Consider the following 14267-nt stretch of genomic DNA (forward strand, 5'->3'; position numbering starts at 1 on the left):
TCTGTAAAATCTTTGCTGGTTCGGCGAAGACTCGAATTTGCAAAAGGAGTGATATTTCCTCTGCCAAAGCCGGAACTTTTTAACAGACTGGCTACATATTTTCTTGCAGAAATGGGAGGCTATTTCTTATAGAAATTATGGGTTTTATCAAGATTAAAATACCTGGATATATCTACTCTTTTTCAGGAATTGTCCAGAGATGGATCGTGGAGCCGTCAATGATCTGGGTCTTTTCAGGCTTCCAGTCGCCCATATTAAAGGAGTGCGAAACGACGCGGGTTCCGGGTTTTAGTTGTTGCATAAGGATTGGTCGTAGTCTTTCATTAAGGCTGCTTAACAGGTAAAGGGTAATGACCGTAGCTTCACTAAAATCGGATTCAAAAAGGTCCGCCTCAATGAATTCGACACTATCTGTTACTCCGGCCTCTGCAGCATTTTCATTTGATTCTTTAATCCTCCTGGGATCTATGTCTATTCCTACCCCTTTAGCACCATAATTTTTTGCCGCAGCAATTACAATACGTCCGTCGCCGCTCCCGAGATCATACACAATATCTGAAGAGTTCACATTGGCCATTTTAAGCATCGCGTTTACCACTGTGTCACCCGTGGGAACGTAAATCACGTCCTGCGACTGAACATGATGAGAAATGAAGGAAATGAGCACTAATACCAAGAGAGTTCGTAGTTTTTTCATTAGAGTTTATTTTAATGTTTGTTATATTTTTCAGGTTATAAATTTTCATTGTTCTGGTTTCTACTTTATATTATTAATATTCTTTGGCTGCAATGGAGGGTTTAAAGATGAGGATCAAAATTCCTGCTGTAAGTACACCAATTCCGGCAAGTGCTCCCCACCCTGTATAGACAATGCTGGAGTATAACAAATAGGCACTTGTGATACAAAAGGCCAGTGGAAGAATAGGGTAGAAGGGTACCCTAAAAGGCCGTTTAACCCTGGGTTCCTTTTTCCTAAGTACGAAAAGAGAGATTCCTACCAGCAGGAGAAAAAACCAGAAGACAGGTGCTGTATAATCTATCATTGTTTCGAAGCCACTTCGGGAGAAGAATCCGAAACTTACCAGAATGAGTGCTATCATTCCCTGGACCAGAAAAGCATTTACAGGGCCTTCGACTTCAGTTTTCCATTTTCCGAGGAAGGAAAAAGCTTTGAAATCCCTGCCCAATGCGTAATTAGATCTTGCGCCTGTGAAAATTGTAGCATTGGCAGAAGTCATTGCGGCCACTGCGACCATTAATGAGATAGATGTTACACCTGCGGTGCCAAATGCAATCCCCAGGAGGTCTCCGGCAACTGCATTTGTTTCTGCCATTCCCTCAATACCAAGTCCCCGTAAGAATGCAAAGTTTACAAGGATATACACCAGCGTAATTATAATGATGCTGAAAATAAGTGCAGCAGCCATTTTTTTACGACCAGATTTTATTTCGGCCGAGATATACGCCGCTTCATTCCAGCCTCCAAAAGTAAGCAGCACAAACACCATGGCAAGTCCCAGGGAGTTGCCGTTGTTGGTTACAGGAACGAATGAAAAAGAACTTTCGAAAGCATCTGGAACAAAAAAAGAACCTACAATAATGATGACTACAATACCTAAAATCTCTAATGCAGTGAGCAATTTCTGTATCCCGGTGCCCATTTTGATCCCAATAATATTGATGACCGTTAAAAGCGTTACAATTATAGCGGCATAAATTACCGAGGAATATTCTCCCAGGTTGTAAATTTGAGTTACATAATCTCCAAATATGAACGCCAGTAAAGCGATAGATCCCGTTTGTATAACACTCATTCTTGCCCATGCGAAGAGAAATGCTGTGCGTTTTCCAAACGCCCGCATCAAAAAATGATAATCTCCACCCGTGTTGGGAAAAGCAGTGGTAAGTTCGGCATAACAAAGGGCACCTATTAAGGAAACTGCACCTCCAACAATCCATGCAAGCATTAACATTCCTCCCGATTCCACATTACCAGCCACCAGCGAAGGCGTTCGGAAGATTCCTGCGCCTATCACAATGCCCACGATAAGAGCAATGGCGTCTATAGCGCTTAATACAGGTTTAGGTACCGTAGCTTTTTCCGTCTTTCGGTCTCCTGGAGGCACTGTTACTGCTTCTGTTGCTATAGGCATTTATTAATCTTTTTCTATGGAAAACCGAAGGAAAATGTTTTTGTTTACACATAAACAGCCTGAATATAAGTGTTTTATAAATACTTGAAGTTAGGATTATGAAAATTTTAGGTGTAAGCTATTCTCTTATCCTTTACCACCAACCAATATTTCGCTCAAGATATGGACAAAGCTTTTTAGCGGATTAGCTTGAGGATTTAACCCGGCTTTAACCTTTACAAATGATGAGGTTGTTATCTTTAAATCCAAAATGAAGCTATGAGGTTATCGAAAAATGTTCAGGTGCTGGTTTTTTCTTCCATAGCTGCTGTTACTACAGGGCTGGCACTGGTCGGCAACAGGTTGCAAAAAGATCCCGGAAAACTGCTCAAGAACACGGTAGAGGATGCTACAACAAAATGGAAGAAAAGACTCTTTCTTACTCCGGAGCAAACAGAACTGATGCGAAAAAACCTGAAGGATTTCGCTCTGCGCAAACACAAGGTCCTGCAAATCAAGATAAATGAGCACGGAAAAAAGGAGCGCCTGAAGGAACTTCAGCTTCTTGAAAATGAGGAAATAAGAAAGTTCCTTACTGATTCCCAATATGACTCTTACCTACAGATCATTTCGGAACGGGTGGAGTAACCCCTTGAGAAATCATTCAACTGGTTCACAGTAGGTTCCGCTGAAAAAGAATTACCGGAAATCCCGAACCCCATCCAAATGAAATCTTATCTGGACCTCTTCGCCAGTTTTTACTGAAATCCTGTAGAGGTCAATAGTGCTGAAACTATCACGGTAAGGGACAACAAAGGTCACCGGGCTGCCAGAGCGGCTGGTACAGTGAAAAATGATCTTTTGTTCTTCGTTTTCCAGAGAATGGATTTTATAAACTTCAACTTCTTTTCCTTGCAGACTTTCGGAAATAATACTAATTTCTTCATTCCCGATCCAGATGCTGCGGTCGATTTCTTTAAAATCTGTTGTAAATAAGTTGGGCCAGTATTGTGTTACAGGAGAAGTAAAGGAAATTTGTCCCGATGCTGTGCTAAGGGAACTGAAAAATAGCAGAATGATAAGGTAGCCTTTCACTTTCCTTAAAGTACAAAAAAATTCAATCAAATGTCGAAAGAAATTTCTCCACAGCAAGGAATTATTTCCAGCCTTTCTGTTTTTTTAGACTTGTAATGTGTGCCAGGTGATGGTTCCCGTGCCAGGCGTAGGTAGCGATCGTTTCATCTACTCTTCGTTCTGTTTCATCTGCAGGATGTATATAGGTTCGCTGCAGTTGATCCCTAGTTAAAGATTCCAGTAAGATCGTCCAGCGCTCGTGAAGGCCATCCAGTGTTTTTAAAGCAGCGGAAACAGGTATGGAAGACGTATCCTGAAGCTGTGCCCAGCGTTCTTCCTGGTATGGCTTTATGGTTGGACGGTCTTCAGTCAGGGCTAGTTTTATCCTTATAAATCCGTTCATGTGGCTATCTGCACAATGATTAACTACCTGCCTTAAGGTCCAACCTCCATCGCGGTAGGTGGTATTCAGTTGATTATCAGATAAAGTATCCACCTCTTTTCGTAATCGATCGGGAAGTGTTCGGATTTCGGAAATGAAATTTTTTAATCCTATTTCACTTATTTTTTCAGGCTTTACAAAGCGACCAATGGGATATTTTTGTTCTTCGAGTGTCATGTGGTGGTTTTAGAATTACCACCTAATGTAAGAAATTGAATTTGTAATTTTTTTAAACTGCGTAAAACATGGGAAGGCTTAATTGATAAACCATAAAATAAAGCAAATTAAACCAAGTAAAATTATGCTACCAAAGATTAATTGCCCTTTAAGAAACAACCAGTCCCAGTTAATTTGAGCTCCGTAAATTTTGTACAAATCTTTTCTGCTGAATTTTTTTTCCCTTGATTCCATGATTGGCGGTTAATGTGGTATATCAGGAGAAACAAGTTTAGTTCCAAAATTTCCTACAACAGAAGCTTAATTTTGTAGGTCATCGGAAAAGAAACCTGGGAGAAAATTACATAGTCCTTAAGAAAGTGGTTTATTTTCAGGATCTAAGGCGGTGGATCCAGTGAGTGATTTCAGATAAAAAAATAGTTCAGGATAGTATCCAGATTAAAATATTATTTTCTGGTTAAGAATATCCGGAGCTGTAACTGTTAAATAAATGAGCATTTTTTCCACACTTTTGCCTGCTTGTTCTACAAAATTAAGAGAACTTTATAGTCAGTGACTAGATCCTGGCAATGGTAAAATCCAAAAGTTATGAAAAATTTATGGTCACTGTGTCTCTAAGAGACAGACCAAAAAGGGCAGAAGCACTTCCCACGGTACTATGGTTGCTTTTATAAACGGCGAGTTCAATGTAGCCCGCGGAATTGAAGATTGCCAGTTTTTTACCATCTTCTTCCCGTACCTCTTTTTGTAATGAAAAATCAATGGCATCGCTGTAGGTGCTGTAGATCTCCCGGAATTTTGCAGCACGGGCGGTAATGAGGAAATTCCGCCCTTTGGCGGTATCTTCAAAAAAACGTTTTTTGATGTTAGTCACCACGTTTCCATAGTGATCAATATAAAGAACATATCCAATAATCTGATCTTTCTCTGAATTCACCACAGGTTCTGTCTCCTGAGTATATCTGAGGTTTGAAATGGATTCCCCTAAACTTTCAGGACTGGCACCGTTCACCAATTGTGCTGCAATGTGTGCAAATGTTAGCTCCGGAAAAGGGGTTTTTGAGGTATTTATGTTGCTAATCCTGATAATTCGGTCAGGTTTAATTTCTGAAGCAATTAGGGAAAGAATTCCGTTATCGGCACAAATAAAAAAATGTCCATCCATTTGCACTAAAAGGTGGTCATTTTCTAAAGTGTTTTCACTGTCAATCCCCAGGATGTGAATAGTACCGGAAGGAAAAGGTCTATAAGCATTTTTAATTATGTAACTAGCTTCTATAATGTGGAAAGGGGAAACAGCATGGGAGATATCTACTATCTCAGCATAGGGCAGGGAAGAATATAATATTGCTTTTAATTTCCCGACGGAGGAATCTTTTAATCCAAAATCTGTAGTAAGGGTAATGATGCGCTGTTCCTTCAATGTGTGGTGTTTTTCGATTGGATTTTACAGGAATTTTCTCATTCCCTGCGACAGGTAAGAATAAATTAGCACTTTTAATTTCCTGTTCCTGAAAGCATAATTCTGTAATTCTATTTTTAGCTTTTGGTAATTCAACAGAACAGATTCTGGCCAGGAAAGTGCATCATTGTCAGAATTTTTTTCCAGTTCTAGCAGGGTTTTCCCAAGCTCGTACGTTAAATTCTCCTTTTCATCATCCAGTAACATCAGTTCCCGGTTTAACAGATCCACATTCACTGCAGATATGCCTGCTTTTTTAATCAATTCTGAAGAAAAAAGTTTCAGGTAGAACTGATTTTCAAGGTCGTGGTAAGTAATTTCAGATTTCCAATTATGCAGATCGGTGCAAATATTAAGTTTTTCAATATCAGAATCTATAGGATAAGGGTAGGCCATGTTTTATTAAATGATTATAAAAATTGACTGCAACGGGGCCGGTTTAATGGGAAAAGATAATTTTGGCTTCGGATCCTAAACAATCCGAAGCCTTTAATTATCGGGGGGCAACTTTTTGAAATTCTCAGGAGTACCTTTTAATTATTTTTGAAAGGCTGATTCTCCTGATTATTGTATCCTAAAAAAGGCTGTTTGATCTCTCTGCTTATAAATTGTTGCAGAGAAGCCTGTAGCGTACGATAATTGCTGAAATGCTTTTCCAGCGATGCCTTGAGCACCAGGTGATCCTGTAAGTAGTAATTCTCACACTGCACATCATCACATTCTTTCATTCCTTCAAGTTTCCGCTGAAAGTCTACAAGCGTTTGATGATGAAATTTATTGTCTACTTCAATATCTTTTAACTGATGCATCCAGTTTTCCACGTCTTCGGAATTACTTCCGAATTTTTCCATAAGGTTTAAATTCAGCAAAGATTTATAAAAATTAATTTCATTCTTATTGAATTCCAGTACCTCTTTCCATTTTGCTGTTTCAGAATTAATATTCAATCTCATGATGTCAGCATCACTATAATGGTCTTCAAATTTTTCGCTCATAGTCCTCTATTTTTACTGTTGCTGTAGGTTGCACTACTTCCAAAATCTTAATGGTATTCGCTCCCATTGGAAATTGCCAGGTGAATTCATCTCCTTTGGCATAACCAAATAAAGCGAGGCCCATTGGGGCAAGAATGGATATTTTATCCTGCTTGATATCACTTTGTTCGGGCACGACCACCTGATAACTTCGTTGTACATTCCACGGGGTTTCAATAGTCACTACCGAGTTGAACCTTATGACATCCTCCGGCAACTTTTTGGCATCAAGGATTTTGGCTTTAGCCAGTTCTCCTTTAAGCTTTTCCAGGGACTGTTTGTAGGTTTCTTCTCTGTAGAACTGAGACGTGGAGAGAATACTTTTTAATAATTCATATTCTCTTTTTTCTATTATTATATTTCCGTATTTCATGACGCTGTTATGAGAGGTCACCACCTTGCAGATGTTGCCCCTTTATTTTAAACTTTTAAAAAGATATTATTTATAAAAGCAATTTATAGGTAATAATCTGATGTTGGAACTATCAGACCATTACCTATAAAAGTTTTACAGGCTTACTTACAGGCCACTCGGAACCTTATTTCTAAGGAAATATTCCGCGTTGTGTGTAAGATGTTTCGATCCTGGAGATAGCAATAATATAAGCAGCCGTTCTCCAGTCTGTTTTTCTTTCTGCTACTTCATTTGAAACATTCTTGAAGACCTGTTTAATTTTCTTTTCCAGTTTCTGCATGACCTCATCGAGTTCCCATAATTCTCCATTTCTGTTTTGCAGCCATTCGAAATAACTACCAATCACTCCGCCAGAATTACAAAGAATATCCGGGATGATGGTTACTCCCTGCTGCAGTAAGATTTGTTCACCTTCTGCATCTGTAGGTCCGTTTGCACCTTCAGCTACCACGGCAGCTTTTATTTTATACGCATTCTCTGCAGTGATCTGGTTGCCCAGGGCAGCAGGAATCAACAGGTCACATTCAAGACCAAAGAATTCTTCAGGTTCCATTTCTACAGCACCTGTAAAGCCTTTGATAGAACCTTTTCTTGGGCTGGAATGCTCAAACAGATCTTCTACTGAAATTCCTTTTTCATTGATAAGGGTAGCGTGAGCATCCTGTACAGCTAAAAGGGTAGCTCCATCTTCTGTTAAGAATTTTGATGCCCAGTAACCTACATTTCCAAAACCCTGTACAATAAATGTTTTTCCTTCCAGATTTTCTCCGCGGGATTCGTACAGCATTTTAATCGTTAAATAAACTCCAAATCCTGTGGCACGATCTCTACCTTCCAGTCCGCCAGATCCTACAGGTTTTCCTGTAACTACATGTTGGTTTTGAGAACGTTCAGAAGTTGATTTTGTAGACATATAGGTATCTGCGATCCATGCCATTGTCTGTGCATTTGTATTAACATCTGGTGCAGGAATATCATGTTCAGGTCCAATATTTTCACCTAGAGCATACGTGAAACGCCGGGTAATTCTTTCCAGCTCAGAAAGGCTGTAATTCCTTGGGTCTAGCTGGATTCCTCCCTTGGCACCACCATATGGTAATCCTGCCAGTGAAGTTTTCCAGGTCATCCACATGGCCAGAGCTTTTGCTGCATCCACATCTACGGTTGGGTGATAACGTAATCCTCCTTTGTACGGGCCCAAAGCATTGTTATGCTGCACACGATAACCGGTAAAGATCTCCACCTCTCCATTGTCCATTTTTACTGGAAAATGTACAATGATCTCATTGTTGGTGAGGGCAAGGATCCTTCTAATGTTTGGGTTAAGATCTATTAGATCTGCTGTTTTATTAAATTGGTTAAGCACGGTATCATACATGCTTTGTTTATTTTGTTTTGCTTCTGTTATCATATTTTTACTATTCAAAATGTTCACAAGTTACTTTTCGTTCTTCTTTCCAAATACAGTGACGCCTGTTATCACAATTAAAGCAGAGACTTTTTAGCATCTCGCGGGTAAGCGGTACAGAAACTTCTTCGGCTTCCAATGTCCGGGCGACAGGAGTCTTTGTTTGTGTCAAGATCATATGTAATTTTTTTTAGAATTTTTCCTGAACACAGAAAGGCAAAGGATATGCCCTTAAAAAATTAAAAATCACATAAAGGTGGTTATGGTCTGGTAAACAGATATTTAGCAGGAATAATTAATCTGAAGATATTTTAGTGGCCGGGGAATAATTACCCGGCCGGAGAGAAATGTACCGTTGCCTAATGAAGCTTTTGACGCAGGGTTTTTCGATCGATCTGAAGGATCTCTGCAGCCTTCGTTTTATTGTTGCCTACAGAAGCCAGCACTTTTAAAATATATTCTTTTTCAATCTCTTTCAGGGGCTTGTGAAGGTCATCGCTGTTAGGGGTAGGAGCAGGATACTTCAGGTAATCGGGAAAATGTTCTAGTTCAATACTGCGCTCACTCATGATAATGGCACGTTGTACTACATTCTCAAGTTCTCTGATATTGCCCGGCCAGCTGTGCCTGTGCAGCAGCTGAATGGCCTTTTCAGAAATTGTAAGATTGGGCCGGTTGTATTCCATCCCGTATTTTCTTATAAAATTTTTAACCAGCAGCGGAATGTCTTCCTTCCTTTCCCGAAGCGGCGGTGTATTAATGTTCACTACGTTTAGCCGGTAATAAAGATCTTTCCGGAAAGAGCCTTTTTCTGCCATTTGAAAAAGGTCACTATTAGTGGCAGCTATGATACGGATCTGGATTTTTTCTGCTTTTTGCGCCCCCAGCATTCTTACTTCCTTCTCCTGGAGAACCCGTAACAGACTGGTCTGTACATTGGCTGGGGCTGTGCCAATTTCGTCGAGGAAAATAGTTCCGCCCGCTGCAGCCTGAAAAAATCCTTTTCGGGTCTCTGTGGCTCCTGTAAAGGCTCCTTTTACATGTCCGAATAATTCTGCTTCCAGTAAATTTTCGGGAATTGCACCGCAGTTAACGGCGATAAAAGGATTGGCAGCAAAGGTTCCCTTGTAGTGGATAGCACGGGCCACGAGCTCTTTTCCGGTCCCACTTTCTCCCTGGATGAGGATGGTGGCACGATTATTTTTTACCCGATCGATGAGATCGATCATTTCTTCAAATTTTTCAGAAGAGCCTGTCATTCCCGCATAACTCTCGCCAGCACCCGAAACCTTCTTTTCAGCTTCAGGAGTAACTTTTGAATGTTTCAGGGATTTCTCAACAGCTTCTGTCAATTCGTCCCGCGTAAAAGGCTTGACCAGGTAATCCAGTGCGCCCGATTTCACAGCATTTACCGCCCCGTCTACAGAAGGAAATCCTGTAATGACCAGTTTTGGAATGTCGGGAAAGTGTTCTTCCACATATTTTATGAGTTCCATACCATTTATTCCCGGCATCTGGAGATCGGTAATGAGCAGGTGGATTCTGCTTGTTTTTAAGATATCTATCGCATCGGTTACAGATGCAGCCTTGTATGTATGAAAGTTGTGACTGTCCAGGTTACGCTGCAGGAGCTCCAGCATATCATAATCATCATCTACAATAAGAATGTTTTCTTTTTTAATAGGCATAGTTATGATTTTAGAGGCAACCGAATCTGGAAAACCGTACCTGCAGGATCATTGTCAAAGGTAATAATATCTCCCCGATGACTTTTTATGATTCCGTGTACGACACTCAAGCCAAGGCCAGATCCTTCTCCAATGGGTTTGGTGGTGAAAAACGGCTCGAAGATTCTGGAGCGGTGTTCTGCCTTTATCCCGGGGCCTTCATCGGCTATCTCTATGAAAAGGTCGTTTTCACGGCTGTACACTTTTATTTTTATAACTGAATTCTTTGGGGAAATGTATAAGGCATTGATCAATAAATTGAACAATACCTGGGTAAGCTGTATGGGATCTAATTGTGCTTCCAAAGAGGCATTTTCTACCTCTAGTTCATGAACGATCTCTGCTTTCCTGAAGTTTGGCCCCAGAAGCGCCAGTGCCTGAGTTATGACAGGTTTCACCCTGATTAATTTCATTTCCTGCGGCATTTCACAGGCAAAGAACATTAATTTTTTCACCACCTCACGAGAATAAATGGCGGCCTTAATAATTTTTCCAATATCTTTTTTTACCTGCTCATTCGCGGTACGTTCCTCAATAAGCTCTGCAAAACCGAGGATATTTCCCAGTGGGGTATTTAGCTCGTGGGCAATCCCAGCTGTGATCTCTCCTAAAATTGAAAGTCGGTCGTTTCTTTGTGCGGTTCTTTTCAGTAGCTCTTCCTGTTCCTTCTGAAGCTGTTTTTCATAAAAAGAACCCATCTCTTCAGCAGCTTTATTGAGGAGCTTTTGCTCTTCAGGCAGGAAATATTTTTCTGAAAATTCTGGGGCAGGATAATGCACTTTTATGAATCCGCTGTTAGCTCCCATGATCCTGATTTCAGTTTGTTGTAAAACAGATTTTTCAGGAACATCTTCGGTAGCAGAGCAATAATCTTTTAATCTTAATTCTACTACGGCTTTTTCGGGAAATCGCCAGGCTTCTTTTAATACAATTAAAATTTCATCCAGCGTGCTTTCAAGATTTCCCTTGTGCTCCCTAAGAATTGAAGAGATCTTGTAGAGGCATTCCAGCTCCTTGATTCTTTCCTGAAGTTCTTCGTGGGTGGAGGTGATGGGTGACATAGAAAATCCTTTACTTGAATGATAGAAGCATCAAATATATTCTAATTTACCCGTAAGTTCTAATGATGAGATTCTGTAATCGGCATTTTCAGAAATGGTTTGCCAATTCAAAAATGTACGAGTAGAAGAGAAATTTTCGTAAAAATTCCGGATATCAACGGGCTTTTGGCTCACCTGGTTAGAAGGATGAAGAAAGCAGCCTGAGAAGCTTCAGAAATTACAAACGTAATTAACTTCGGGTGGAGCTTAGGAACAGCTAAGGTTTTACCGGTGTAAAAGAAAAATGGTCAGGATTGCCTGCAAGACAATCCTGACCAAATTTTAGCTGTGTTAATCAATTTTCAGGAAACTTCCGTCTTGGTCAAATTCAAGTTCGGTTCCGTCCATCAATTCCACTTCCTGTCCTTTATCCTGTTTATCCCAGCTTACAACTTTTGCATCAGGATAGTTGGATTGTAGATAAGAAACGATTTCTGAAGGTAGGGCTGCTACCGGAATAGTTACATTTTTGTGACCGTCTATTTCAAGAACATTTCCGTTTTTGTCGAAATCCACTTCAATTCCGTTAGCAAATCTTACTTCATACTTTTCATCTTCCCAAATTTGCCAGCTGCTGTTTTCCTGAACCTCCTTTATAGTAGCTGAAGAAAAATGCTGACTAATAAATTCCTGAGCAGTTGCCGGAAGTTTATCTGTAGTATTCTGTGCAAACACTCCAACAGACATAAACATTAAAATTCCCGATAACATTACATTTACTTTTTTCATATCTTAATTTTTAAATTCGGGGCAAACTAAATACCTAAAACTGGAAAAAATCGGGAACAGATTCTGGTTCAGTCCTAAATGTTTCCCAATTTAGCTTGTACATTTGACTTATGAAGATCCTGATAATAGAAGACGAGAAGGACATGCGGCAGAATATGAAGGCCACTCTGGAGAAGGAAAACTTTCTCGTGGAACTGGCAGGTACGTATAAAGATGCCATGTCTAAAATAGGAATTTATGATTACGATTGTATCCTTCTTGATATTATGCTCCCCGACGGAAATGGGCTGGAGGTTCTAAAGGCTATAAAGGAAAAGGGATATGGAGACTCTGTAATCATTGTTTCGGCCAAAAATTCACTGGATGATAAAGTACAGGGGCTGGACCTGGGTGCCGATGACTATCTTCCGAAGCCATTCCACATGGCCGAACTTAATGCCCGCGTCAAAGCTGTTCTTCGCAGGCGCAAATTTGACGGAGCCAACCTACTGCAGATTGGAAACATAAGCATAGACATGGATAATCACCAGGTATCTGTAGATGGCAGGGATCTGGAGCTAAATCGAAAAGAGTTCGATGTCCTTTTCTATCTGTGTACGAATCAGAACCGACTTGTAAGTAAATCGGCTCTTGCAGAACACGTATGGGGAGACTACATCGACCAGGCAGATAATTTTGATTTTATCTATTCACAGATAAAAAACCTTAGAAAAAAGCTACTGGATCATCATGCAGAGGTCGAAATAAAAGCAGTTTATGGAATAGGGTATAAGCTGTTGGTCTCATGAAATTACTCAATTATACGACCACTTATTTTGCCGGAATCCTTATTCTCTTACTGGGAATATGGGCAGTAATTTTTTACTTTGAAATCCTGGATGAGATCTATGACAGTATGGACGATGGACTGGACAACCAGAAAATGCTGATTATTAGAAAAGCCCGGCAGGATCCATTTGTACTCGAAAAAAATGCCTTCGAAGACGGAAATTACATTATTACTCCCACAACCCCTGAAAACAGCCACAGTTTTACTGATTCTTACCGGGATTCCCTGATGTACATGGAAAACGAATCGGAATATGAGCCGGTAAGACTTCTAGAAAGTGTGTTTCAACAGGAAGGAAGGTTTTATAAGATAAAGGTAGTAACCTCTATGGTGGAAGAAGATGACCTGCGAAAAGAACTTTTCTTTTCACTTATTTGGCTCTATCTTGGTTTGATTTTAAGCATTCTGGTGCTAAACAATTTCCTGCAGCAAAAGACGTGGAAACCTTTCTATAAACTGCTGTCCAGGCTCGAAAATTTTAGCATAGAAAAGGATCGGGATATCAAATATGAGAAAACCAATATTGATGAATTCCAGTTACTTAACGAGCGGGTAGACCGGCTGCTTAAAAAATCGGTAGAAAGTTATCACAGTCAGAAAGAATTTATTGAGAATGCTTCTCACGAGCTACAAACTCCGTTGGCCATAAGTATTAATAAGCTGGAGTTGATGGCAGAAAATGCGACTCTTTCTCCCGACCAAATGGAGGAGCTGGGAACAGTGCTCAACAGTTTGGAAAGGCTCACCCGGCTAAACAGATCCCTTTTATTGCTCTCGAGAATTGAGAACCGGCAATTTGTGGAAGAAGAAAAGATCAATTGGAATGAGCAGGTGAAAACAGTTATGGCCGAATTTCAGGATTTTGCGGCACATCAACAGGTAGAAATGATTTTTTCTGAAGACGCAGTAGTTGAACATACCGGTAACAGAGATTTGGTTAGAATCCTCCTCTCCAACCTTATAAAAAATGCCATTTTACACAGCTCTTCTGGAACTGTAGTAGAGATACAAATTCTTCCGGAAATCATTCAGTTTAAAAACTCCGGAAACAACCCTCTGGATAAGACCAAGATCTTCAACAGATTCCAGGGAGCGGAAAAAGTTCAATCAACAGGCCTCGGCCTTGCAATCTCGAAAGCCATTGCAGAAAGGTTCGGTCTGGAACTCAGTTATAGTTTTATTGATAAAAAACACGTTTTCATTATAAGATTCTGATTGTCTCCAATTCCTAATTCTTTCCAGTTTCCGGCCTTACCTTAGCTTGAAATGGAATTATTGGTGAGATTAAACCTTTTATATACCGTCTTTTTCTGTGCGCTTTTCATCTCCTGTGACGATGATGATTATCCGTATGCAGACTTGCCTTCTGTAGTATTGAACGGCTTTCGGGCAGAGTTCTCAGATGCGAAAGATATCGAATTTAAAAAAACAGGGGAGCATTATGAAGTTGAATTTGAAATAGATCAGGATGATGCTGCAGCCATGCTGGATTCCACAGGGACGATATTGAAGGAGAGGAGGGAAGTCTCCTGGAAAGATCTGCCATCCCAAATACAAATAAGCCTTGACAGTGAATTCGGAAAGGAAAAAATTGAGGATCCGGAGATCATTACAGTGGGCGATAAGGTGTATTATCAGGTACAGATACAGCAATTTTTAATGGACAAAAAACTGGTTTACGACGCAAATGGAAAACCGGATGCTTCCCTGGAGTATTGGGACTAATTAAAGTGTAGAA

General features: G+C 40.2%; 17 protein-coding genes. 4 read left to right on the plus strand and 13 right to left on the minus strand.

Annotation, left to right across the window (positions count from 1 at the left end; translation table 11 throughout):
* Positions 1–172: 172 nt before the first annotated feature.
* Together IE056_RS07105 and IE056_RS07110 are read right to left on the minus strand one after the other, a co-directional pair.
* A complete protein-coding gene (locus tag IE056_RS07105) occupies positions 173–697 on the minus strand; it encodes a class I SAM-dependent methyltransferase (protein WP_189604004.1) in 525 nt (174 codons plus the stop codon).
* A 73-nt stretch (positions 698–770) separates the two neighbouring features.
* Complete coding sequence (locus IE056_RS07110) at positions 771–2153, minus strand: APC family permease (RefSeq protein WP_189604005.1); 1383 nt, start codon at positions 2151–2153, stop codon at positions 771–773.
* Between the two features lie 258 nt (positions 2154–2411).
* Here IE056_RS07110 and IE056_RS07115 point away from each other — a divergent pair, with 258 nt between their 5' ends.
* Positions 2412–2780, plus strand: a complete 369-nt coding sequence (locus IE056_RS07115; RefSeq protein WP_189604006.1) for a hypothetical protein — start codon at positions 2412–2414, stop codon at positions 2778–2780.
* A 51-nt stretch (positions 2781–2831) separates the two neighbouring features.
* Here IE056_RS07115 and IE056_RS07120 read toward each other — a convergent pair whose 3' ends face one another.
* The 11 genes from IE056_RS07120 to IE056_RS07170 form a co-directional block, all read right to left on the minus strand.
* A complete protein-coding gene (locus IE056_RS07120; protein ID WP_189604007.1) occupies positions 2832–3227 on the minus strand; it encodes a hypothetical protein in 396 nt (131 codons plus the stop codon).
* Positions 3228–3288: 61 nt separating this feature from the next.
* Positions 3289–3825: a YfiT family bacillithiol transferase gene (locus IE056_RS07125; protein WP_189604008.1), complete on the minus strand. Its 537-nt coding sequence runs from the start codon at positions 3823–3825 to the stop codon at positions 3289–3291.
* Positions 3826–4411: 586 nt separating this feature from the next.
* A complete protein-coding gene (locus IE056_RS07130) occupies positions 4412–5248 on the minus strand; it encodes an SAM hydrolase/SAM-dependent halogenase family protein (protein WP_229793685.1) in 837 nt (278 codons plus the stop codon).
* A gap of 24 nt (positions 5249–5272) precedes the next feature.
* Entirely contained in the window at positions 5273–5683 is a 411-nt protein-coding gene (locus IE056_RS07135) for a hypothetical protein (RefSeq protein ID WP_189604009.1), read from the minus strand.
* Between the two features lie 137 nt (positions 5684–5820).
* Entirely contained in the window at positions 5821–6282 is a 462-nt protein-coding gene (locus IE056_RS07140; RefSeq protein ID WP_189604010.1) for a hypothetical protein, read from the minus strand.
* Positions 6266–6694 carry a GreA/GreB family elongation factor gene (locus IE056_RS07145; protein WP_189604011.1) on the minus strand — a complete coding sequence of 143 codons (429 nt, stop codon included), beginning with the start codon at positions 6692–6694 and terminating at the stop codon, positions 6266–6268. Before IE056_RS07145 ends, IE056_RS07140 begins: the two co-directional genes overlap by 17 nt.
* A gap of 172 nt (positions 6695–6866) precedes the next feature.
* A complete protein-coding gene (locus IE056_RS07150) occupies positions 6867–8147 on the minus strand; it encodes a Glu/Leu/Phe/Val family dehydrogenase (protein ID WP_189604012.1) in 1281 nt (426 codons plus the stop codon).
* A gap of 7 nt (positions 8148–8154) precedes the next feature.
* On the minus strand, positions 8155–8322 hold the full coding sequence (locus IE056_RS07155; protein ID WP_189604013.1) for a hypothetical protein: 168 nt from the start codon (positions 8320–8322) through the stop codon (positions 8155–8157).
* A 181-nt stretch (positions 8323–8503) separates the two neighbouring features.
* A complete protein-coding gene (locus IE056_RS07160; RefSeq protein ID WP_189604014.1) occupies positions 8504–9832 on the minus strand; it encodes a sigma-54-dependent transcriptional regulator in 1329 nt (442 codons plus the stop codon).
* 2 nt (positions 9833–9834) lie between these two features.
* The gene (locus tag IE056_RS07165; RefSeq protein ID WP_189604015.1) at positions 9835–10932 is read right to left on the minus strand and encodes a sensor histidine kinase; all 1098 of its coding nucleotides are present in this window, start codon (positions 10930–10932) and stop codon (positions 9835–9837) included.
* A 330-nt stretch (positions 10933–11262) separates the two neighbouring features.
* Entirely contained in the window at positions 11263–11700 is a 438-nt protein-coding gene (locus IE056_RS07170; RefSeq protein ID WP_189604016.1) for a PepSY-like domain-containing protein, read from the minus strand.
* A 110-nt stretch (positions 11701–11810) separates the two neighbouring features.
* On the opposite strand from IE056_RS07170, the gene IE056_RS07175 reads away from it, so the two are divergent.
* The 3 genes from IE056_RS07175 to IE056_RS07185 all read left to right on the plus strand — a co-directional run bounded on the left by IE056_RS07175 (position 11811) and on the right by IE056_RS07185 (position 14254).
* Positions 11811–12488, plus strand: a complete 678-nt coding sequence (locus IE056_RS07175; RefSeq protein WP_189604017.1) for a response regulator transcription factor — start codon at positions 11811–11813, stop codon at positions 12486–12488.
* Positions 12485–13744 (plus strand): sensor histidine kinase, encoded by a 1260-nt coding sequence (locus IE056_RS07180; protein WP_189604018.1) that lies wholly within the window; start codon positions 12485–12487, stop codon positions 13742–13744. The genes IE056_RS07175 and IE056_RS07180 overlap by 4 nt, the downstream gene beginning before the upstream one ends.
* 63 nt (positions 13745–13807) lie before the next feature.
* Entirely contained in the window at positions 13808–14254 is a 447-nt protein-coding gene (locus IE056_RS07185) for a PepSY-like domain-containing protein (protein ID WP_189604019.1), read from the plus strand.
* Positions 14255–14267: the final 13 nt, after the last annotated feature.

This window comes from Salinimicrobium marinum, from assembly GCF_014651535.1.
GTDB classification, from domain to species: domain Bacteria; phylum Bacteroidota; class Bacteroidia; order Flavobacteriales; family Flavobacteriaceae; genus Salinimicrobium; species Salinimicrobium marinum.